This window comes from Pseudomonas sp. 9.2(2024) (assembly GCF_039695385.1).
GTDB classification, from domain to species: domain Bacteria; phylum Pseudomonadota; class Gammaproteobacteria; order Pseudomonadales; family Pseudomonadaceae; genus Aquipseudomonas; species Aquipseudomonas paraglycinae.
On record NZ_CP155585.1, the window covers coordinates 5177956 to 5200316 of the forward strand.

The window sequence follows — 22361 nt, forward strand, 5'->3', positions numbered from 1 at the left end:
GATCCAGCGCAACCCCCGCGCAAATAAGAAATATTTCCAGCTACAACCCTTTACACATAATGCGAAAGATTTGCATTATGTCGCAGCTTTTGCGCACCCCCGCGCCTGTCCACTCAATTACCGAAGCAGGATGTTCGCCATGATTCGTATGCCTCTGGCTACCGCCAGTCTGCTGGCCATCGCTATTTCCCTCGCCGGTTGCGGCGAAGGTAAAGACAAAGACAAGGCCGCCGCTCCTGCGCCGACCCCGGCTGCCAGCACCGCTGCACCGGCTGCGCCTGCTGCCGCCGGTAAAGTCGACGAGGCCGCCGGCAAAGCCGTTGTCTCGCACTACGCCGACATGGTCTTCGCCGTTTACAGCGATGCCGAATCCACCGCGAAAAACCTGCAAACCGCCATCGACGCGTTCCTCGCCAAGCCGAACGCCGACACCCTGAAAGCCGCCAAGGCTGCCTGGGTCGCCGCCCGCGTTCCTTACCTGCAGAGCGAAGTGTTCCGCTTCGGCAACACCATCATCGACGACTGGGAAGGTCAGGTGAACGCCTGGCCTCTGGACGAAGGCCTGATCGACTACGTCGACAAATCCTACGAACACGCACTGGGCAACCCGGGCGCCACCGCCAACATCATCGCCAACACCGAAGTACAGGTTGGCGAAGACAAGGTCGACGTCAAGGACATCACCCCGGAAAAACTCGCCAGCCTGAACGAGCTGGGCGGTTCCGAAGCCAACGTTGCCACCGGCTACCACGCCATCGAATTCCTGCTCTGGGGCCAGGACCTGAACGGCACCGGCCCTGGCGCCGGCAACCGTCCTGCGTCGGACTACCTGGAAGGCGCCGGCGCCACCGGCGGTCACAACGATCGTCGTCGTGCCTACCTGAAAGCCGTGACCCAGTTGCTGGTCAGCGACCTGGAAGAAATGGTCGGCAACTGGAAGCCGAACGTGGCCGACAACTACCGCGCCACCCTGGAAGCCGAACCGGCTGAAAGCGGCCTGCGCAAAATGCTGTTCGGCATGGGCAGTCTGTCCCTGGGCGAACTGGCCGGCGAGCGCATGAAAGTGTCCCTGGAAGCGAACTCCCCGGAAGACGAACAGGATTGCTTCAGCGACAACACCCACAACTCGCACTTCTACGATGCCAAGGGCATTCGTAACGTGTACCTGGGCGAGTACACCCGTGTCGACGGCACCAAAATGACCGGCGCCAGCCTGTCGTCGCTGGTGGCCAAGGTCGACCCGGCTGCCGACACCGCGCTGAAAGCCGATCTGGCCGCCACCGAAGCCAAGATCCAGGTCATGGTCGATCACGCCAACAAGGGTGAGCACTACGACCAGTTGATCGCGGCCGGCAACACCGCCGGCAACCAGATCGTCCGCGACGCCATCGCTTCGCTGGTCAAGCAGACCGGTTCGATCGAAGCCGCTGCCGGCAAGCTGGGCATCAGCGACCTGAACCCGGACAACGCCGATCACGAGTTCTGATCACAGCGTCCGCGTTAAAAAAGGCGACCTTCGGGTCGCCTTTTTCGTTCTGGCTGACCTGACGTGCATCAAGCAAACGATAATTCCTCTTATTCAAACCCCCTCGCCCTGTTAGACTTTGCGCCTTTAAATTCGCCCCTCTTGCAGGAAGTCTGATGCCCTCGCTGCCTCTTCGCTTGTCCGCACTGTTTCTGGCCCTGGGCCTGAGTGCCTGCGATGACGCCCCGCGTTTCACCAAGGCCGAGCCGGGTGAGGCCCGTTCCGGCGGCGCGGCGACCGTGCGCAAGAGCGATCAGAACGCGTTTTCCCTGCCGTCGGCCAACCTGCCGCCTTCGCGGCGGGTGGACTTCAGCGTCGGCAACAGCTTCTTTCGCAGCCCGTGGGTGATCGCGCCATCGACCACCACGGCCCGCGATGGCCTCGGCCCGCTGTTCAACACCAACGCCTGCCAGAACTGCCATATCAAGGACGGCCGCGGCCATCCGCCGACGCCGGATGCGGCCAACGCGGTGTCGATGCTGGTACGCCTGTCGATTCCCGATGCGCCGGCCTATGCCAAGGTCATCGAGCAAGTGGGCGTGGTGCCGGAGCCAGTCTACGGCGGCCAGTTCCAGGACATGGCCGTCCCCGGCGTCGCGCCGGAAGGCAAGGTGCGGGTCGATTACACGCCGGTGCCGGTCCGCTTCAAGGACGGCACCGAGGTCGAGCTGCGTAAACCGGTCCTGCAGATCACCCAGCTCGGCTACGGCCCGATGCACCCGGACACACGTTTCTCGGCCCGCGTTGCACCGCCGATGATCGGCCTGGGCCTGCTCGAAGCGATCCCGGAAGAAGCGATCCTCGCCAATGCCGCCGCGCAGGCCAAAGAGAACAACGGCATCAACGGCCGGCCAAATCGGGTCTGGGACGATGAGCAGCAAAAGACCGTCATGGGGCGATTTGGCTGGAAAGCCGGCCAGCCGAACCTCAATCAACAAAATGTTCACGCGTTTTCTGGTGATATGGGCCTCACCACCAGCCTGAGACCGTTTGATGACTGCACCGACGCGCAAACCGCCTGCAAACAGGCACCGAACGGCAATGGCCCGGACGGCGAACCTGAAGTCAGCGACAACATCCTGCGCCTGGTGCTGTTCTACAGCCGTAACGTCGCCGTTCCTGCCCGCCGTGGGGTCAACGATGCGCAAGTGCTGGCCGGCAAGAATCTGTTCTTCCAGGCGGGTTGCCAGTCCTGTCACACACCGAAATACACCACCGCCGCCAACGCGGCCGAACCTGAACTGGCCAATCAAGTGATTCGCCCGTACAGCGATCTGCTGCTGCACGACATGGGCGAAGGCCTGGCGGACAACCGCACTGAATTCCAGGCCTCCGGCCGCGACTGGCGTACCCCGCCGCTGTGGGGCATCGGCCTGACGCAGGCGGTCAGCGGCCACACTCAGTTTCTGCATGACGGCCGCGCCCGCAACCTGCTCGAAGCCGTGCTCTGGCACGGCGGCGAAGCGAAGGCGGCGCAGCAACAGGTTTTGTCTTTCAACGCCGAACAGCGTGCCGCGCTGCTGGCGTTCTTGAACTCACTTTAAACACTTAAAAGAATCGGGAGCCCGACATGTTCCGTCCCAAGCTGTTGTTCACCAGCCTTGCCGCACTGGCCCTCGGCGCGTGCTCGCCGCAGGATCCGCAAGCCGTCACCTCGGCGGCCATCGCCAATTCGGTGATCCTGCCGACCTACACCCGCTGGGTCGAAGCCGACAAGCAACTGGCCGTCAGCGCCCTCGCTTACTGCCAGGGCAAAGAGTCACTGGACACCGCCCGTGCCGACTTCCTGCACGCGCAGAAAGCCTGGGCCGAGTTGCAACCGCTGTTGATCGGCCCGCTGGCCGAAGGCAACCGTTCGTGGCAGGTGCAGTTCTGGCCGGACAAGAAAAACCTGGTCGGCCGTCAGGTCGAGCAACTGGTCACCGCGCAGCCGCAGATCGATGCCGCCGCACTGGCCAAGTCCAGCGTCGTGGTTCAAGGCCTGTCCGCTTACGAGTACATCCTGTTCGACGCCAAACCTGACGTCGCCAACGACGCGCAGAAAGCCAAGTACTGCCCACTGCTGGTGGCCATCGGCGAGCGTCAGAAACAACTGGCCGAAGAGATTCTCAGCAGCTGGAACAACACCGACGGCATGCTCGCGCAGATGAGCAAGTTCCCGAACCAACGCTACGCCGACTCCCACGAAGCGATCGCCGATCTGCTGCGGGTACAGGTCACCGCCCTCGACACCCTGAAGAAAAAACTCGGCACGCCGATGGGCCGTCAGAGCAAGGGCGTGCCTCAGCCGTTCCAGGCCGATGCATGGCGCAGCCAGTCGTCGATGGAGTCGCTGGAAGCCAGCCTCGCAGCGGCCAAAACCGTCTGGGAAGGCGTCGACAACAAAGGCCTGCGCGGCCTGCTGCCGGCTGAGCAAAAACCGCTGGCGGACAAGATCGATGCAGCCTACGCGGCGTCGCTCAAACTGTTTGGCAGCACTCAGCGCTCGCTGACCGAAATGCTCAACGATGACGCCGGTCGCCAGCAGCTCAACGACATCTACGACAGCCTCAACGTCGTCCACCGCCTGCACGAAGGCGAGCTGGCCAAGGCGCTGGGCATCCAACTGGGCTTCAACGCCAACGACGGTGACTGATGAGGGCACGTGCCATGCTGCGACGCCAGGCTCTGACTTTAGGTAGTTTGCTGCTGGGAGCAGTGACACTGGGCGGCTGGACGCTGTTCAAACGCAAGGACCAAAGCCCGCTGCTGTTGTCGGCGCGGGACGACACCGACGGCAAGCATTACGCCGTCGGTTATCGGCTGGACGGCACCCAGGTGTTTGCCACCGAAGTCGGCCAGCGCTGCCACGACATCATCAATCACCCGACGCTGCCGATCGCGCTGTTCGTTGCCCGTCGGCCGGGCACCGAGAGCTACCTGATCGATCTGCGCAACGGTGCATTGCTGCAAACCGTGACGTCGCAGCCGAACCGGCACTTCTACGGCCACGCGGTGATCCACCACAGCGGCGACTACCTGTACGCCACCGAAAACGACACCACCGATCCGGGCCGTGGTCTGCTCGGGGTGTACAAGTTCGAAGGCGAACGGCTGGTGCACAGCGGCGAGCTTTCCACCCACGGTCTCGGCCCGCATCAGGTGTCGTGGATGCCCGACGGTGAAACCCTGGTGGTGGCCAATGGCGGGATCCGCACCGAGGCCGAAAGCCGGGTCGACATGAACCTCGACGCCATGGAACCAAGCCTGGTGCTGATGCAGCGCGACGGCACCCTGCTGAGCAAGGAAACCCTCGCCCAGCAGATGAACAGCGTGCGCCACCTGGGGATCGCCAGCGACGGCACCATCGTCGCCGGCCAGCAATTCATGGGGCCTTCCCACGAGCGCTCGGAGCTGCTGGCGATCAAGCGACCGGGCCAGCCATTCGTGGCGTTCCCGGTGCCGGAGCATCAGTTGCAGTCGATGGGTCATTACACCGCCAGCGTCGCCGTGCACAGCGACCTGCGTCTGGTGGCACTGACCGCACCGCGCGGCAACCGCTTCTTCATCTGGGACCTGGACAGCGGCGAAGTGCGCCTCGACGCACCGTTGCCCGACTGCGCCGGCGTCGGTGCGGTGAAGGACGGGTTTGTCGTGACCTCCGGTCAGGGACGTTGCCGCTACTACGATTGCCGTCAGGACGATCTGCTGGCCAAACCGCTGGATTTGCCCGCAGGGCTCTGGGACAACCATCTTCATCTGATGGCCTGAAATTCGCCGCCGGCCGTTCGGTCGGCGGCGCTGCTTTTTTGTATCGCCTCCCCTCATACCCGGTAAAAACTGGCAGTTGGAATCCCTGCCGGACTCGGGGTAATGTGCCCGCCTGTCTCGCCTGATTTTCTCCAAGGAACTGGAAATATGCTGCGTCGCCGCATGCTGATCATGTTGGGTGTTGTACTGCTGATCGTCCTGCTTCTCGCCGGTTACAAGGCCTTCTCGATCTATACGATGATCCAGGGCTTTTCCAAACCGAAGCCGCCGATCAGCGTCGCCGTGGCCACCGCCGTCGAGCGCCCGTGGCAGATGCGTCTGCCCACCGTCGGCACGCTGAAAGCGCTGCAAGGCGTCGACCTGAGCCTGGAGAACGCCGGCACCGTCACCGAGCTGAAGTTCGAATCGGGGCAGAAGGTCAAGGCCGGCCAGCCGTTGCTGCAACTGGACAGCGCCGTCGAAGCCGCCTTTCTCGAAACCGCCAAGGCCGATCTCGGCCTCGCGCAGCTGGATTACGGTCGCGGCAGTCAACTCGTCGGCAGCAGCGCCATCTCCAAAGGCGAATTCGACCGGCTCTCGGCGCAGTTGCAAAAGAACAAGGCCACGGTCAATCAGCTCAATGCGGCGCTGGCGAAAAAACGCATCGTCGCGCCCTTCAGCGGCACCATCGGCATCCGCCTCGTCGACATCGGCGACTACCTCGCCAGCGGCACCAAGATCGCCACCCTGCAGGACCTGAGCAGCCTCTACGCCGACTTCTACGTGCCCGAACAGTCGGTGCCGAAACTGGCTATCGGTCAACCGGTACAGATCACGGTCGCGGCGTATCCCGGCCAGCATTTCACCGGCGCCATCAGCGCCATCAACCCGATCGTCGAAAGCACCACCCGCAACATTCTGGTGCGCGCCACCCTGGCCAACCCCGATGGCAAGTTGCTGCCGGGCATGTTCACCAGCGTCGAGGTGCTGCTGCCGGATCCGCAGAAACACATCGTGGTCCCGGAAAGCGCGATCACCTACACCCTCTACGGCAACTCGACATACGTGGTCACCCAGAAAAAAGCCGAAGACGGCTCCGTCGAAAAGGACGACAAGGGCCAACCGGTGCTGATCGCCGAGCGTCGGTTCGTCGAGACCGGCGAACGCCGCGATGGCCAGGTGATGATCAACAAGGGCGTGCAGAGCGGCGAACAGGTGGTGACGGCCGGCCAGATCAAACTGGACAACGGCGCCCACATTGCCATCAGCGACGACAAGACCCTCGGCGAGCAGAACAGTCCGCCCCGCGCCGACTGATCAAGGAAACCCCATGGCTTTTACCGATCCGTTCATCCGCCGCCCGGTGCTCGCCACCGTGGTCAGCCTGCTGATTGTGCTGCTGGGCTTCCAGGCCTGGAGCAAGCTGCCGCTGCGCCAGTACCCGCAAATGGAAAACGCCCTGATCACGGTGACCACCGCGTACCCCGGGGCCAACGCCGAAACCATCCAGGGCTACATCACCCAGCCGATGCAACAGAGCCTGGCCAGCGCCGAGGGCATCGACTACATGACCTCGGTCAGTCGCCAGAACTTCTCGGTGATTTCGATCTACGCGCGCATCGGCTCCAACAGCGACCGCTTGTTCACCGAACTGCTGGCCAAGGCCAACGAGGTGAAGAACAAGTTGCCTCAGGACGCCGAAGATCCGGTGCTGAGCAAGGAAGCCGCCGACGCCTCGGCGCTGATGTACATCAGCTTCTTCAGCAAGGAGCTGAACAACCCGCAGATCACCGACTACCTCTCACGGGTGATCCAGCCGAAACTGGCGACCCTGCCGGGCATGGCCGAGGCAGAGATTCTCGGCAACCAGGTGTTCGCCATGCGCCTGTGGATCGACCCGGTGAAACTCGCCGGCTTCGGCCTCAGCGCCAGCGACGTGACCAACGCGGTGCGCCAGTACAACTTTCTCTCCGCCGCCGGCGAAGTGAAAGGCGAGTACGTGGTCACCAGCATCAACGCCAACACCGAACTGAAGTCCGCCGAAGCCTTCGGCAAGATCCCGCTCAAGGTCAGCGGTGACAGCCGGGTGCTGCTCAGCGATGTGGCACGGGTCGAGATGGGCGCGGAAAACTACAACTCGATCAGTTCATTCGGCGGAACGCCCTCGGTGTACATCGGGATCAAGGCCACGCCCGGGGCCAACCCGCTGGAAGTGATCAAGGAAGTACGCAAGATCATGCCGGAGCTGGAAGCCCAGCTGCCGCCCAACCTCAAGAGCGAAATCGCCTACGACGCCACGCTGTTCATCCAGGCCTCCATCGACGAAGTGGTGAAAACCCTGTTCGAGGCGGTGCTGATCGTGATCGTGGTGGTGTTCCTGTTCCTCGGTGCCCTGCGTTCAGTGGTCATTCCGGTGGTGACCATTCCGCTGTCGATGATCGGCGTGATGTTCTTCATGCAGATGATGGGCTACTCGATCAACCTGCTGACCCTGCTGGCGATGGTGCTGGCCATCGGGCTGGTGGTGGACGACGCGATTGTGGTGGTGGAAAACATCCACCGACACATCGAGGAAGGCAAGACACCGCTGGACGCCGCGCTCGAGGGCGCACGGGAAATCGCCATGCCGGTGGTGTCGATGACCATCACCTTGGCGGCGGTGTATGCACCGATCGGTTTTCTCACCGGACTGACGGGGGCACTGTTCAAGGAGTTTGCGTTGACCCTGGCCGGGGCGGTGGTGATTTCCGGCGTCGTCGCCCTGACCCTGTCGCCGATGATGTGCGCCATGCTGCTGCGCCATGACGAAAATCCCACGGGCCTGGCCCACCGCCTCGACCGGATTTTCGACAGCCTCAAGCGTCGCTATCAGAGCATGCTGCACGGCACGCTCAATACCCGGCCGGTGGTGCTGGTGTTCGCGGTGATCGTGCTGTGCCTGATTCCGGTGCTGCTCAAGTTCACCAAATCGGAACTGGCACCGGACGAGGATCAGGGCATCATCTTCATGATGGCCAACGCCCCGCAACCGACCAACCTCGATTACCTGAACACCTACACCGACGAGTTCATCAAGATCTTCAAGGAGTTTCCGGAGTACTACTCCTCGTTCCAGATCAACGGCTACAACGGGGTGCAGAGCGGCATCGGCGGTTTCCTGCTCAAACCATGGAACGAGCGCAGTCGCACGCAAATGGAAATCCTCCCCGAGGTACAAGGCAGACTCGAGGGCATTCCGGGCCTGCAGATCTTCGGCTTCAACCTGCCGTCCCTGCCTGGCACCGGTGAAGGCCTGCCGTTCGAGTTCGTGATCAACACCGCCAACGACTACGAGCTGTTGCTGCAAGTGGCCGACCGGATCAAGAAGCGCGCCATGGAATCGGGCAAGTTCGCCTTCGTCGACCTCGACCTGGCTTTCGACAAACCCGAAGTGGTGGTCGACATCGACCGCGCCAAGGCTGCGCAGATGGGCGTGTCGATGCAGGATCTGGGCGGCACCCTCGCAACCTTGCTCGGCGAAGCCGAGATCAACCGGTTCACCATCGAAGGCCGCAGCTACAAGGTCATCGCCCAGGTCGAACGGGCCTACCGCGACAACCCGGACTGGCTGAACAATTACTACGTGAAAAACACCCAGGGCGAACTGCTGCCGCTGTCGACCCTGATCACGGTGACCGACCGCGCGCGACCGCGACAGCTCAACCAGTTCCAGCAACTCAACGCGGCCAAGCTGTCCGGGTTCCCGCTGGTGAGCATGGGCGAAGCCATCGACAGCGTGTTGCAGATTGCCCGGGAAGAAGCCCCGGCCGGTTTTGCCTTCGATTACGGCGGCGCCTCTCGGCAGTTCGTCCAGGAAGGCAGCGCGCTGTGGGTGACGTTCGCGTTGGCGCTGGCGATCATTTTCCTGGTGCTGGCGGCGCAGTTCGAGAGCTTCCGCGATCCACTAGTGATTCTGGTGACCGTGCCGTTGTCGATCTGCGGAGCGCTGATTCCGCTGTTCCTCGGCTGGTCGAGCATGAACATCTACACCCAGGTCGGGCTGGTGACGCTGATCGGGCTGATCAGCAAGCACGGGATCCTGATCGTCGAGTTCGCCAACCAGTTGCGCAAGGAGAAAGGCCTGACTCCCCGTGAGGCGGTGGAGGAAGCGGCGGCTATTCGTCTGCGCCCGGTGCTGATGACCACCGCGGCGATGGTGTTCGGCATGGTGCCGCTGATCGTGGCCACCGGCGCCGGTGCGGTCAGCCGTTTCGACATCGGGACGGTGATTGCCACCGGGATGTCGATCGGGACGTTGTTCACGCTGTTTGTCCTGCCGTGCGTTTACACCGTGCTGGCGAAACCCGATCCCAAGGCATGACGCAGTAAAAAAAGCCATGACGCAATAAAAAAGGCCTCGCATCAGCGAGGCCTTCGGCTCTTCTAGAAAGAGATTTCAATCGATTCAACTCTGCGGCCTCATCCCTTGAGAAAGTCCGAACATGAACAGCAACAGATCATGGTCCGGCTGAGTGGCCACGGCGGCTTTCGCCACCCGTGGCATCGGGCAATGCGGATCGCTCGCCGAGGCGCCGATCACCTGCATGCGTGGCTGTTCCCAGGCCGCCACCGCCAATGATGCAACTGCCAAGGCTCCTACTAGAAACAAACCTCGTGCAATTTCTAGTTTCATCGCTATAAACCTTTGATAGCGCTGCCAAACGCCGTCTCATAAAAGTAGACGAGTTTTTTCCAGTCCGTCGCGCTGAACGACGAGTGGCGACGCAATTGCTTCATGTCATGGGCGGCTGCGCGATAAGCGGTCAATCGCTGACGGCACTTTTCCAGATCGATCAGGGCGACTTCGACCTTGACCGACTCACCTTCGCCCGTCACCCGCACAAATACGTGCTTGATGTAGATGCAGCTGTGCTGCCAACGGCCCTTGTGCATGCGCGCGAGATTTTCGGCGAGATCCTTGAGCACGCGCTCATAGACAGCTTCGCCATATTGCTCGCGACCGCCGCCGGCTTCCCAATGCTCAAGCTCCTGAAAGCCATCGAGGGATTTGGTCACCAACAGCGCTCGCCATTTGAATTGCGAATCGGGCTGGGCACCGCAGAACACGATTTCGGGGACTCGAACGCCGAGCTTGGCAACGCCCGTCAGCGCATCGAGCTCACGCAATACGGTCGGTCGGCCGAACGGGTGCTGCCAGCTGCGATAGATATGTCCGGTCTGGCGTTTGGCATACAGCAGCTGGCCATCGCGCCCCATGACCCGTTGCACACCACTTTCGCCACCACGGCGCACATTGGGTTCTTCCACCCATTCGCCACGCTGGTTCCAGTAGTAGTCGAAGCGATCCTCGGGAGCGACTTCCGCTTCTGCTGCAAATTGCACTGCCATCCTGTTACCTCTTGCGTAATACGTAGACTCGCCACATGGCATAGAGCGGAATAAAGTCCAGTTGTTCCTGGATCCGGAACCCCGCGTCTTCAAATTCCTTTTCAACTGTAGCGGCCGGTAACACAAACCGGTTCTGGTAACCTTCCTGCCCACGCGTGCGCTCGGCGCGCTTGCGTTTCCAGGACTTGAAATTGCCGTCGACCCACAGCGAAATGATCACGCTGTCGCGAGTGACGCGCTCGAATTCGCGCAGAATCGCCCGGCGGTGCTCGGCTTCGCCGATGTGATGCAGCAGTCGCATGCAAAAAATGCTGTCGACGGCGTTATCGGGCAAGGCAATGTCGAACGCAGATGTGTGCAAGGGTTGTACCCGTTTCACCACATCCGCCGGTTGTGCCTGCATGGCGGTCTTGATCATCGACTCGGAATTGTCCGCACCGATGATCACCCGGTTGGGTTTTTCCGCGAGCATCGGCCAGAAACGCCCCGCACCGCACGGCAGGTCGAGTACCAGCCCCGGCTCACCGACCAGGGTCAGCGCCTTGCGGGCCATCTGCTGATCCCGCCAGTTGGACAAACGACGTCCCAGACCGTCCTGGTGCTTGCGCAGGTATTTCTGCGCATGTTTATCGTCGTACTTTTCGGAAAAATCGAGCTTGATCGGGCCGGCCATCACCAGGACTCCTGAATTACTGATGACGCCACCTTAAGCAGCGGCGTGTCAGCGTCAGGTCATCCCTTTGTGAAAAAAACGTCATGTAAATCGGCAATCTATTTCAAGGTTATACAGGAATTAGACAGGTTGGCGGGAGTACCCTCGTCGACCGGCTGATCTTCAGCGCTTGCCCAGATCGACCTCGAAACGGCAGCCATTGGGCTCCATCGTGCTCAACGTGACGCTCCAGCCCTGGTTCTCGCAGATGCGTTGAACCAGTGAAAGACCCAACCCCAGCCCTTCGCCGCGTTTTTCGTTTCCGCGTACAAAAGGCTGGAACATCGCCTCGCGTTTTTCCTCGGGAATGCCTACGCCCGAATCCTCGACCACGAAACCGTTCTCGTTGAGCGTCAGGCGAATGAACCCCTGCTCGGTGTAGTGCAAGGCATTGCGCAGCAAGTTGCCCATCACCGCATTGAGCAGCGTCGCGTTATAACAGGTGTCGGGCGGATTGCCCGGCTCGAAAATCAGCTGCAAGCCCTTGGATTCGATGGGTTCTCGCCACAGGCAAAGCAAACTGTCGGCCACTTGCGAGAGGTTATGCTGGGGCGCCGCGCCTGCGTCTTCACGCTGGGCGCGAGCGAGCATCAGGAAGGTCTGCACCAGCTCACGCATCTCTTCACTGGCCCGCGCAATGCGCTGAACCTGGGCCTTGCCGCGCTGATCGATGCCCGGATTTTCCAGCAGCAGTTCACAGGAGCTGGCCAATACCATCAGCGGTGTACGCAATTCGTGGCTGACGTCGCTGGTGAACAGGCGCTCCCGCGTCAGCGCCTGACGCAGGCGCCCAAGCGTGGCATCGAACGCCACTGCCAGTTCGCCCACCTCGTCAGCCGCATAGTCCGGCGCCAGTGGAGGTGCCAGCCCGAGCAACTGGTCGCGATGGCGCACCTGGCGGGCAAGACGCACCACCGGGGCCATCACTTTGCGCGCCAGCACCCAGCCAAGGAACACCGCCAGCGCCAGACTGAGCACGAAGCCCACCAGTACCACGGCGAACAGCACGCGCTCGCGTTCTTCAAAATCGCTTTGATCCTGCAGCAGCACGTAGCGGCGACCGTCGACCACCTCGACCATCGCGTGGTACGACAGCTGCTCGCGAAAGACTTCATGGAACCCCGAATCCAGGTGTCGCAGGTCCTTGGGCAGCTCGAAGTCGCCCGGCCCGCCGCTGAAGTAGAACAGTTGATCCGGCTCCGGCCGATGGCTCCAGTCCGAGACGTTGTCCATCAGCAGCAGGCGTTGCAGATCCCCGCCCAACCCGGCGGAAATCAGTTTTTCCTCGACCAGGTGCACGGTCGCGACGATGCCCATGGCAAACGCCCCGGCCACCAGCGCACTCATCAGCGCAAAGGCGATGATGATCCGCTGGGCAAGGCTTTGCTTAAACTCCATCGCGGCCCTCGGCCAGGCGGTAACCCACGCCGTGCACGGTGTGCAGCAGTGGCTTGGCGAATGGTTTGTCGATCACCTGGCGCAATTGGTGGACATGGCTGCGCAGGCTGTCGCTGTCCGGACAGTCATCGCCCCACAGCGCTTCTTCGAGAATTTCCCGACGCAAAACATGCGGGCTCTTTTGCATCAGCACCGCCAGCAGTTTGAGGCCGACCGGATTGAGCTTGAGCAGTTTGCCTTCGCGGGTCACTTCTAGGGTATCGAGGTCGTAGCTCAGATCGCCGACCTGCAGGGCCCGACGACCGCCGCCCTGGGTGCGACGCATCACCGCTTCGACCCGCGCCGCCAGTTCCGACAGCGCGAACGGCTTGACCAGATAATCGTCGGCTCCGGACTTGAAGCCCTGCAAGCGGTCATCGAGCTGATCGCGAGCGGTGAGCATGATTACCGGCGTATCGCGACGGGCGTCTTCGCGCAGGCGCTTGCACAGGGTGTAGCCGTCGATGCCTGGCAGCATGATGTCGAGCACGATCAGGTCGTAATGCTCGGTGGCGGCCAGATGCAGGCCCGACAGACCGTCCTGGGCGCAATCGACGGTATAGCCTTTGAGCCCCAGGTAATCGGCCAGATTGGCCAGGATATCGCGGTTGTCTTCGACCAATAGAATTCGCATGGGCACCTCCTACGTACACAGTAGCGGCCGTCTTGGCCCGCGCAGCTTACGGCCAAGTGTGGCTCACGGCTAGGCACCGAGTGGGTTGATTTGACTTAATTGCACGGATCGCCGGACTTGACGAGTTTTTCACGAGCGACCGACAAATCGCCGACAGAACCGGGCGCAGACTCACACGGTTGTGCTTCTTTGAAGACCTTACCGATGAAGGAATTGCCATGGTTTCGATCTCTGCCCGCCCTGCTTCAAGGCCTTTGAATGTATGGCTTTGCCTGGGCATTCCCGCCGTCGCGGCGGTCATTCTGGTGTTGCTGGAGCTGACCGACCTGGACATGGATCTGGCCCGGCTGTTTTACGATCCGGTCGCGGGCGACTTCATCGGCCGCCACAGTTACTTTCTCGAAGACATCCTCCACGACCGCGCCAAACAAGTGGTGATCGCCTTTTCGGTGTTATCCATCCTCGGGTTCATCGGTGCTTTTTTCATCGAACGGCTCAAACCATTCAAGCGTGAACTGGGTTGCCTGGTGTTGTCGCTGGGTCTGGCCACCTCGTTTGTCACGCCGGTGAAAGCCGTGACGGCGGTGCAATGCCCATGGAGCCTCGAACAGTTCGGTGGCCACGAAACCTACAGCAAACTGCTGGATCATCGCCCGCCGACCGACAAGCCCGGTCGTTGCTGGCCGGGTGGTCATGCGGCCACCGGTTTCACCTTGTTTGCGCTGTTCTTCGTGCTGCGTGACCGCCGCCCGCGGCTGGCCCGTCAGGCATTCATCTTTGCCTTTGCGCTGGGTTCGGTGTTTTCGATCAGCCGGATGATGCAGGGTGCGCACTTCTTCTCCCACAACGTGTGGACGGCGATCTTCTGCTGGCTGATCTGTCTGGGTTCGTATTACTGGATTCTGTATCGCCCGGCAGCCAAGAACCAGGCCACGACGTTGGCACAACCCGCCAACGCCTGACCCCTGAAACGCGGGCAATAAAAAACCCCGTCTGCTTTCGCAGACGGGGTTTTTCGTTACAGGGTGAGGCTGGCTTACATCATGCCGCCCATGCCACCCATGCCGCCCATGTCTGGCATACCGCCGCCAGCTGCACCTTCTTTCTTCGGTGCGTCAGCAACAGCAGCTTCGGTGGTCAGGATCAGACCGCCGATGGAGGCTGCAGCTTGCAGAGCCGAACGGGTGACCTTGGTTGGGTCCAGGATGCCCATTTCGATCATGTCGCCGTATTCGCCGGTAGCAGCGTTGTAGCCGAAGCTGCCTTCGCCGTTCTTGACCTTGTCGACAACCACGCTTGGCTCGTCGCCGGAGTTGGCAACGATCTGGCGCAGCGGCGCTTCAACAGCGCGGCGCAGTACAGCGATACCGACGTTCTGGTCAGCGTTGTCGCCTTTCAGTTCGGTCAGGGCTTCCAGAGCGCGGATCAGCGCAACGCCACCGCCAGGTACCACGCCTTCTTCAACGGCTGCGCGGGTTGCGTGCAGGGCGTCTTCAACGCGGGCTTTCTTCTCTTTCATTTCAACTTCGGAACCGGCGCCAACCTTGATCACTGCAACGCCGCCGGACAGCTTGGCCAGACGCTCTTGCAGTTTTTCACGGTCGTAGTCCGAGGAAGTCTCGGCAACCTGGGCACGGATCTGAGCGATACGGGCTTCGATGTCGCCTTGAACGCCAGCACCGTCAACGATGATGGTGTTTTCCTTGGACAGGGTCACGCGCTTGGCGCTACCCAGGTGTTCCAGGGTGGTGCTTTCCAGGCTCAGGCCGATCTCTTCGGAGATAACGGTACCGCCGGTCAGAACAGCGATGTCCTGCAGCATGGCCTTGCGACGGTCGCCGAAGCCTGGAGCCTTGACGGCTGCGACTTTAACGATGCCACGCATGTTGTTCACGACCAGAGTCGCCAGGGCTTCGCCTTCAACGTCTTCGGCAACGATCAGCAGTGGACGGCCGGCTTTGGCAACGGCTTCCAGCACTGGCAGCATTTCGCGGATGTTCGAGATCTTCTTGTCGACCAGCAGGATCAGCGCGCCTTCCAGCTCGGCAACCATGGTGTCCGGCTTGTTGACGAAGTACGGGGACAGGTAGCCACGGTCGAACTGCATGCCTTCTACAACCGACAGTTCGTTTTCCAGGCCCGAGCCTTCTTCAACGGTGATCACGCCTTCTTTACCGACTTTTTCCATGGCTTCGGCAATGATGTCGCCGATGGAGTTGTCGGAGTTGGCGGAGATGGTGCCTACCTGAGCGATAGCCTTGGTGTCGGCGCATGGCTTGGACAGGGCTTTCAGTTCTTTGACGATCGCGATGGTCGCTTTGTCGATACCGCGCTTCAGGTCCATCGGGTTCATGCCGGCAGCGACGGCTTTCAGGCCTTCGTTGACGATCGACTGAGCCAGAACGGTAGCGGTGGTAGTACCGTCACCAGCGTCATCGTTGGCACGGGAGGCAACGTCTTTGACCAGCTGCGCGCCCATGTTTTCGAAACGGTCTTCGAGTTCGATTTCCTTGGCGACGGAAACGCCGTCCTTGGTGATGGTCGGAGCGCCGAAGCTCTTCTCGAGAATCACGTTACGGCCTTTCGGGCCCAGGGTCGCTTTTACCGCGTCAGCCAGGACGTTTACGCCAACCAGCATTTTCTTGCGGGCGGAATCGCCGAATTTAACTTCTTTAGCAGCCATGATCGATATTCCTTAAATACTTTGTAGTAGCGGGAAAATGAACGGGGGTAATCAGCCTTCGATAACGGCGAGGATTTCGTTCTCGCTCATTACCAGCAGGTCTTCGCCGTCGACTTTCACAGTGTTGCTGCCGGAGTACGGACCGAACACAACCTTGTCGCCTACCTTCACGGACAGTGCGCGCACTTCACCGCTTTCCAGTGCCTTGCCCGGGCCTACAGCCAGAATCTCACCGTGGTTGGCTTTTTCAGCAGCCGAACCTGGCAGGACGATACCGCCAGCGGTTTTCTTTTCTTCTTCGCTGCGACGGATGACGACGCGGTCATGCAGAGGACGAAGCTTCATTGTCGATCTCTCCTAATTGTGGTTTTCATCGGCCGGTGTAGTCCCGGCGGGTTTAACGAATCCGGCCTGCGCCGGTTGCGGCTCGTCGAGCGAACCGCGGAAGTCTGTCCGGTTCAAATACCGGAAACCTTTCGGTGACCGATACATAAGGGCGCATAAGCTTATTACAAGGGCGGGGGCTAAAAAATTTTCACGCACATTGCATGAATTCGCCCCACAAACGAACACGGCACCCGAAGGTGCCGTGTCGACGTAGAAGTTACTTGGTGTCGCGGTGTTCGAATTCGCCTTCGATCACATCACCTTCGCGGCCAAGAGGCTGGCGCGGTGCAGGACCGCCGCGAGGTTGCAGGTCATCGGCGAACGCTCGCTGGCGCATGGCCTGTTCTTCGGCACGCTGGCGCATCTTGTTGGCGACCAGTCGACGACTGAACGGCAACAGCAGCACCAGACCGACCACGTCGCTGATAAAGCCCGGCAGGATCAACAGACCACCGGCCAGGGCCAGCATCAGGCCTTCCAGCATGGTTTGCGCAGGCAGTTCGCCGCGGTTCAGGCTTTCACGGGCACGCAGTGCGGTGGCCAGCCCGGCGACGCGCAGCACAAACACGCCGAACATCGAGCCGAGAATGATCAGCAGCAGGGCCGGGAAAAATCCGATCGATCCTGCCACTTTGACGAATACGAACAGCTCCAACACCGGGAACAGCAGAAAGAGCAACAAAAAAGGGCGCATCAAAGTTTCCTCAACGCAAGAAATGCCTTGCAGTAAGCCTTAGATGACGTCGCCCTTTCGTGAATTCAAGCGTCGGCCACCGCATTTTTTGGCCAGACCTCGGCGTGAGCCAGAGAAACCAAGGCCTCGCGCACTTGTATCGGCGTATGACAAGGCGCTTGAAACGGCAGCCAGTACAGCGCCTGACCGATGCGCAGGTGCATGCCTTCGGTGTCGATCCCGGCCAGTTGCGCCGGTACGGTTTTCGGCAGACCGGCGAGGTCGACGTAATGGGCGATGGCCTTGGCGTGGTCACTGTTCATGTGCTCGACCATGCTGATTTCGGCCTTGCCGGCGAACGGGTTGGCCAGGGTCAGGTGATCGACCCAGTGGATCGCGCCAAAACCGCCGATGTAGCGATGGCGCACCGGATTGAGCACCCAGAAATCGAAATCGTGGGCCTTGTGGTAATTCTGCGAATCGGGGAAATAGCGGTAGTAACGCTCGGCGGCGGCTTCGATGGCGGCAGCGTCTTCGAGTTTTTCCGCCTCGGCCAGATAGGTCAGGCGACCAACGGCTTGCACATCGTCAGCCTCGCGCTCGCCCACCAGCAGCGAACATTTCGGATCTTTCTGCAGATTGTGAGTGTGCTGGGCGATGCGGCTGATCAGGATCAGCGGCCGGCCCTGGTCGTCCAGGCAGTAGGGAACCACAGAGCCGAATGGAAAACCGGGCATTGATTTGGAGTGGGTCGACAGCACGCCACGGTATTCCTTGAGAAGCAATTCTCGGGCATTCTTAGCCGCTTCAACGCTCAATTTATGACTCCTTAAATAGAATCCGTCGACAAAACGGACAGGCGCATGGGTTTTGTCCCACTCGCCATCGGGCAGTTCTCATGTGCAACAGGCTGCTGGCCGGTGCAGATCGAGAGGCTACCTGTAAGGACCACTCTGACCTGCTCTCGGGGGCATGCGAATGCAACTCAACGACAAAGTAATCATTATCACTGGCGGTTGCCAAGGCTTGGGCCGCTCGATGGCCGAGTATTTCGCGGGCAAGGGCGCGAAGCTGGCGCTGGTCGACCTGAACCAGGAAAAACTCGACGACGCGGTTGCGACCTGCAAGGCCAAGGGTGTCGAGGCGCGCAGCTACCTGTGCAACGTCGCCAACGAAGAGCAGGTGACGCACATGGTTGCCCAGGTCGCCGAAGACTTTGGCGCGATCCACGGCCTGATCAACAACGCAGGGATCCTGCGCGACGGCCTGCTGCTCAAGGTCAAGGACGGCGAGATGACCAAGATGAGCCTGGCCCAGTGGCAGGCGGTGATCGACGTCAACCTGACCGGCGTGTTCCTCTGCACCCGTGAAGTGGCGGCGAAAATGGTCGAGATGAAGAACAGCGGCGCGATCATCAACATCTCGTCGATCTCCCGCGCGGGCAACGTCGGCCAGACCAACTACTCCGCCGCCAAGGCCGGTGTGGCGGCAGCGACCGTGACCTGGGCCAAGGAACTGGCGCGCTACGGCATTCGCGTGGCGGGCATTGCACCGGGCTTCATCGAAACCGAAATGACCCTGGGCATGAAACCCGAAGCGCTGGAGAAAATGACCTCGGGCATTCCGCTCAAGCGCATGGGCAAGCCGGAAGAAATCGCCCACTCGGCGGCGTACATCTTCGAGAACGACTACTACACCGGCCGGATTCTGGAGATGGATGGCGGGTTGCGCATCTGACCTCTGTCGCGTAATGAAAAACGCCCCGGTGCACAGGCACCGGGGCGTTTTTGTTTAAACCACAGCCATCAATCGTCGCTGATGGTGATGTTCGGCATCGCCGGCGAAGCCGCTTCCTGCAACACGATCCGCGCGCCGACGTGGCGGGCCAGCTCCTGGTAAACCATGGCGATCTGGCTGTCCGGCTCGGAAATCACCGTTGGCTTGCCGCCATCGGCCTGTTCGCGGATCAGCATCGACAGCGGCAACGAAGCCAGCAGCTCGACGCCGAACTGGGTCGCCAGCTTCTCGCCACCGCCCTCACCGAACAGATGCTCGGCGTGTCCGCAGTTCGAGCAGATGTGCACGGCCATGTTTTCCACCACGCCCAGCACCGGAATGTTGACCTTGCGGAACATCTCCACGCCTTTACGCGCGTCCAGCAGCGCCAGATCCTGCGGTGTCGTGACAATCACAGCACCGGCCACCGGGACTTTCTGCGCCAGGGTCAGCTGGATGTCGCCGGTGCCTGGCGGCATGTCGATCACCAGATAATCCAGGTCGCCCCAAGCGGTTTGCGTGACCAGCTGCAGCAGCGCGCCGGAGACCATCGGCCCGCGCCAGACCATCGGCGTGTTGTCGTCGGTCAGGAACGCCATCGACATCACTTCCACGCCATGGGCCTGCAACGGCACGAACCACTTCTGATCCTTGATCTGCGGTCGGGTGCCCTCGGGAATGCCGAACATGATGCCCTGACTCGGGCCGTAGATATCGGCGTCGAGAATCCCGACCTTCGCACCTTCGCGAGCCAGCGCCAGCGCCAGGTTGGCGGCGGTGGTGGATTTGCCCACACCGCCCTTGCCCGATGCCACGGCGACCACGTTCTTGACGTTGGCCAGCCCTGGGATCTGTGCCTGGGCCTTGTGCGCGGCGATCACGCTGTTGACTTCAACCTTGGCCGACACCACGCCGTCGAGATTTTCGATGGCCAGTTGCAGCAATTGCGCCCAGCCGCTCTTGAACAGACCGGCGGCATAACCGATTTCCAGTTGCACGCTGACGCGATCGCCGGTGATTTCGATGTTGCGCACGCAACCGGCGCTGACCGGATCCTGGTTCAGGTAAGGGTCGGTGTATTGGCTGAGGACGGCTTCCACCGCTGCGCGAGTGACGGCACTCATGGGCAACTCCGATAACAAGACTGGGAAAAGATGGCGGGTATCCTACCCCTTCTGTCCTCCGGACGGCATGCCCGGCAACGATTTGCAGAGGTGAAATATCTTTCCCGGCGCTTTATAGTGGCCGACCTCCGTTTCATCAAGTAGCGAAGCCCCACATGTCCGAACCACGCAAGATTCTCGTCACCAGCGCCCTGCCCTACGCCAACGGTTCGATCCACCTTGGCCATATGCTGGAATACATCCAGACCGATATGTGGGTGCGCTTCCAGAAGCATCGTGGCAATCAGTGCATTTATGTCTGCGCCGACGACGCCCACGGTTCGGCGATCATGCTGCGCGCGGAAAAGGAAGGCATCACCCCAGAACAACTGATCGCCAACGTCCAGGCCGAACACAGCGCCGACTTTGCCGAGTTCCTGGTGGACTTCGACAACTTCCACTCCACTCATGCCGAAGAAAACCGTGAGCTTTCGAGCCAGATCTACCTGAAGCTGCGTGACGCCGGGCACATCGCCCAACGTTCGATCACCCAGTATTTCGACCCGGAAAAGAAAATGTTCCTGGCCGACCGCTTCATCAAGGGCACCTGTCCGAAATGCGGCACCGAAGACCAGTACGGCGACAACTGCGAAAAATGCGGTGCAACCTACGCACCGACCGACCTGAAGGATCCGAAGTCGGCAATCTCCGGCGCCACCCCGGTGCTCAAGGATTCCCAGCACTTCTTCTTCAAGCTGCCGGACTTCCAGGAAATGCTGCAGGCCTGGACCCGCAGCGGCACCCTGCAAGACGCCGTGGCCAACAAGATCGCCGAATGGCTGGACGCCGGCCTGCAACAGTGGGACATCTCCCGCGATGCACCGTACTTCGGCTTCGAGATCCCGGGCGAGCCAGGCAAGTACTTCTATGTGTGGCTGGACGCGCCGATCGGCTACATGGCCAGCTTCAAGAACCTCTGCAACCGCACGCCGGAGCTGGACTTCGACGCGTTCTGGGGCAAGGATTCCACCGCCGAGCTGTATCACTTCATCGGCAAGGACATCGTCAACTTCCACGCCCTGTTCTGGCCGGCGATGCTCGAAGGCGCGGGTTTCCGCAAGCCGACCGGGATCAACGTGCACGGCTACCTGACCGTCAACGGTCAGAAGATGTCCAAGTCCCGCGGCACCTTCATCAAGGCCCGTACCTACCTGGATCACCTGTCGCCGGAATACCTGCGCTACTACTACGCGGCCAAGCTGGGCCGTGGCGTGGACGACCTCGACCTGAACCTCGAAGACTTCGTGCAGAAGGTCAACTCCGACCTGGTCGGCAAAGTCGTCAACATCGCCAGCCGTTGCGCCGGTTTCATCCAGAAGGGCAACGCCGGTCTGCTGGTGGACACCAACGCCGCGCCGGAACTGACCGAAGCGTTCCTGGCCGCTGCGCCGAGCATCGCCGACGCCTATGAGGCCCGCGACTTCGCCCGTGCCATGCGCGAAACCATGGCGTTGGCCGACCGCGCCAATGCCTGGATCGCCGACAAGGCGCCATGGTCGCTGAACAAGCAGGAAGGCAAGCAGGATGAAGTCCAGGCGGTCTGCGCCACGGCGATCAATCTGTTCCGCCAGCTGGTGATCTTCCTCAAACCGGTGTTGCCAGTGCTGGCTGCCGATGCCGAGGCGTTCCTCAACGTCGCCCCGCTGACCTGGAACGACCACACCACCCTGCTGGCCAACCACCAGCTGAACGAATTCAAACCGTTGATGACCCGCATCGACCCGGTAAAAGTGCAAGCCATGACCGACGCCTCGAAAGAAGACCTGACCGCCAGCCAGACCGACACCGGCGCCGCCGCGCCTGTCGGCAACGGCGAACTGGCCAAGGATCCGCTGTCGCCGGAAATCGACTTCGACACCTTTGCCGCCGTCGACCTGCGTGTGGCGCTGATCGTCAAGGCCGAACACGTCGAAGGCGCGGACAAGCTGCTGCGTCTGACCCTCGACATCGGTGACGAGCAACGCAACGTGTTCTCGGGGATCAAGAGCGCCTACCCGGATCCGTCCAAGCTCGACGGTCGCCTGACCATGATGATCGCCAACCTCAAGCCACGGAAAATGAAGTTCGGCATCTCCGAAGGCATGGTGATGGCGGCCGGCCCTGGCGGTGAAGAAATCTACCTGCTGAGCCCGGATAGCGGCGCCAAGCCGGGTCAGCGCATCAAGTAAGGTTCTGCCCTGACAGATCCCACAGGCGTGCTCCGTGCGCCTGTGGGATTTTTCATATCTGGCCCGCCCTCCACGGCTGCCGGATA

The 22361-nt window shown here is 61.1% G+C and carries 19 protein-coding genes; 9 read left to right on the plus strand and 10 right to left on the minus strand.

The features are described from left to right. The first annotated feature begins 139 nt into the window (after positions 1-139). The 6 genes from ABFB52_RS23265 (at position 140) to ABFB52_RS23290 (ending at position 9614) form a co-directional block, all read left to right on the plus strand. Complete coding sequence (locus ABFB52_RS23265) at positions 140-1486, plus strand: imelysin family protein (RefSeq protein WP_129973298.1); 1347 nt, start codon at positions 140-142, stop codon at positions 1484-1486. A gap of 155 nt (positions 1487-1641) precedes the next feature. Further along, the gene (locus ABFB52_RS23270) at positions 1642-3069 is read left to right on the plus strand and encodes a di-heme oxidoredictase family protein (RefSeq protein WP_129973297.1); all 1428 of its coding nucleotides are present in this window, start codon (positions 1642-1644) and stop codon (positions 3067-3069) included. Positions 3070-3095: 26 nt separating this feature from the next. Then, on the plus strand, positions 3096-4160 hold the full coding sequence (locus tag ABFB52_RS23275) for an imelysin family protein (protein ID WP_129973296.1): 1065 nt from the start codon (positions 3096-3098) through the stop codon (positions 4158-4160). A 14-nt stretch (positions 4161-4174) separates the two neighbouring features. Continuing rightward, positions 4175-5275: a DUF1513 domain-containing protein gene (locus ABFB52_RS23280; protein WP_085745259.1), complete on the plus strand. Its 1101-nt coding sequence runs from the start codon at positions 4175-4177 to the stop codon at positions 5273-5275. 147 nt (positions 5276-5422) lie between these two features. Beyond that, positions 5423-6571 (plus strand): efflux RND transporter periplasmic adaptor subunit, encoded by a 1149-nt coding sequence (locus tag ABFB52_RS23285; RefSeq protein WP_129973295.1) that lies wholly within the window; start codon positions 5423-5425, stop codon positions 6569-6571. Positions 6572-6584: 13 nt separating this feature from the next. After that, the gene (locus ABFB52_RS23290; RefSeq protein WP_129973294.1) at positions 6585-9614 is read left to right on the plus strand and encodes a multidrug efflux RND transporter permease subunit; all 3030 of its coding nucleotides are present in this window, start codon (positions 6585-6587) and stop codon (positions 9612-9614) included. 84 nt (positions 9615-9698) lie between these two features. On the opposite strand, the gene ABFB52_RS23295 is transcribed toward ABFB52_RS23290, so the two are convergent. From ABFB52_RS23295 to colR, 5 genes are all read right to left on the minus strand, one after another. Then, positions 9699-9926 carry a hypothetical protein gene (locus tag ABFB52_RS23295; protein WP_011335717.1) on the minus strand — a complete coding sequence of 76 codons (228 nt, stop codon included), beginning with the start codon at positions 9924-9926 and terminating at the stop codon, positions 9699-9701. Positions 9927-9928: 2 nt separating this feature from the next. After that, positions 9929-10642, minus strand: coding sequence for a lipopolysaccharide kinase InaA family protein (locus ABFB52_RS23300; protein ID WP_102718066.1), 714 nt, complete (start codon positions 10640-10642; stop codon positions 9929-9931). Between the two features lie 4 nt (positions 10643-10646). Beyond that, positions 10647-11315, minus strand: a complete 669-nt coding sequence (locus tag ABFB52_RS23305; protein ID WP_085745263.1) for a class I SAM-dependent methyltransferase — start codon at positions 11313-11315, stop codon at positions 10647-10649. Positions 11316-11477: 162 nt separating this feature from the next. Further along, entirely contained in the window at positions 11478-12752 is a 1275-nt protein-coding gene (locus ABFB52_RS23310; protein ID WP_085745264.1) for a HAMP domain-containing sensor histidine kinase, read from the minus strand. Next, a complete protein-coding gene (gene colR / locus ABFB52_RS23315; protein WP_007953224.1) occupies positions 12742-13425 on the minus strand; it encodes a two-component system response regulator ColR in 684 nt (227 codons plus the stop codon). Before colR ends, ABFB52_RS23310 begins: the two co-directional genes overlap by 11 nt. 218 nt (positions 13426-13643) lie before the next feature. On the opposite strand from colR, the gene ABFB52_RS23320 reads away from it, so the two are divergent. Next, on the plus strand, positions 13644-14387 hold the full coding sequence (locus tag ABFB52_RS23320) for a phosphatase PAP2 family protein (RefSeq protein ID WP_102687212.1): 744 nt from the start codon (positions 13644-13646) through the stop codon (positions 14385-14387). Between the two features lie 74 nt (positions 14388-14461). On the opposite strand, the gene groL is transcribed toward ABFB52_RS23320, so the two are convergent. The 4 genes from groL to ABFB52_RS23340 form a co-directional block, all read right to left on the minus strand. Continuing rightward, positions 14462-16108, minus strand: coding sequence for a chaperonin GroEL (gene groL, locus ABFB52_RS23325; protein WP_007953220.1), 1647 nt, complete (start codon positions 16106-16108; stop codon positions 14462-14464). Positions 16109-16159: 51 nt separating this feature from the next. Next, positions 16160-16453: a co-chaperone GroES gene (locus ABFB52_RS23330; protein WP_011335724.1), complete on the minus strand. Its 294-nt coding sequence runs from the start codon at positions 16451-16453 to the stop codon at positions 16160-16162. A 259-nt stretch (positions 16454-16712) separates the two neighbouring features. Further along, on the minus strand, positions 16713-17189 hold the full coding sequence (locus ABFB52_RS23335; protein ID WP_007953217.1) for an FxsA family protein: 477 nt from the start codon (positions 17187-17189) through the stop codon (positions 16713-16715). A 65-nt stretch (positions 17190-17254) separates the two neighbouring features. After that, a complete protein-coding gene (locus ABFB52_RS23340; RefSeq protein ID WP_085745266.1) occupies positions 17255-17986 on the minus strand; it encodes a HugZ family protein in 732 nt (243 codons plus the stop codon). A 160-nt stretch (positions 17987-18146) separates the two neighbouring features. Here ABFB52_RS23340 and ABFB52_RS23345 point away from each other — a divergent pair, with 160 nt between their 5' ends. Beyond that, a complete protein-coding gene (locus ABFB52_RS23345; protein ID WP_102718067.1) occupies positions 18147-18905 on the plus strand; it encodes an SDR family oxidoreductase in 759 nt (252 codons plus the stop codon). Between the two features lie 68 nt (positions 18906-18973). Here ABFB52_RS23345 and apbC read toward each other — a convergent pair whose 3' ends face one another. Further along, positions 18974-20068, minus strand: coding sequence for an iron-sulfur cluster carrier protein ApbC (apbC, locus tag ABFB52_RS23350; protein ID WP_085745267.1), 1095 nt, complete (start codon positions 20066-20068; stop codon positions 18974-18976). Positions 20069-20223: 155 nt separating this feature from the next. On the opposite strand from apbC, the gene metG reads away from it, so the two are divergent. Continuing rightward, positions 20224-22275, plus strand: coding sequence for a methionine--tRNA ligase (metG, locus tag ABFB52_RS23355; RefSeq protein WP_129973293.1), 2052 nt, complete (start codon positions 20224-20226; stop codon positions 22273-22275). The last annotated feature ends 86 nt before the right edge of the window (positions 22276-22361 follow it).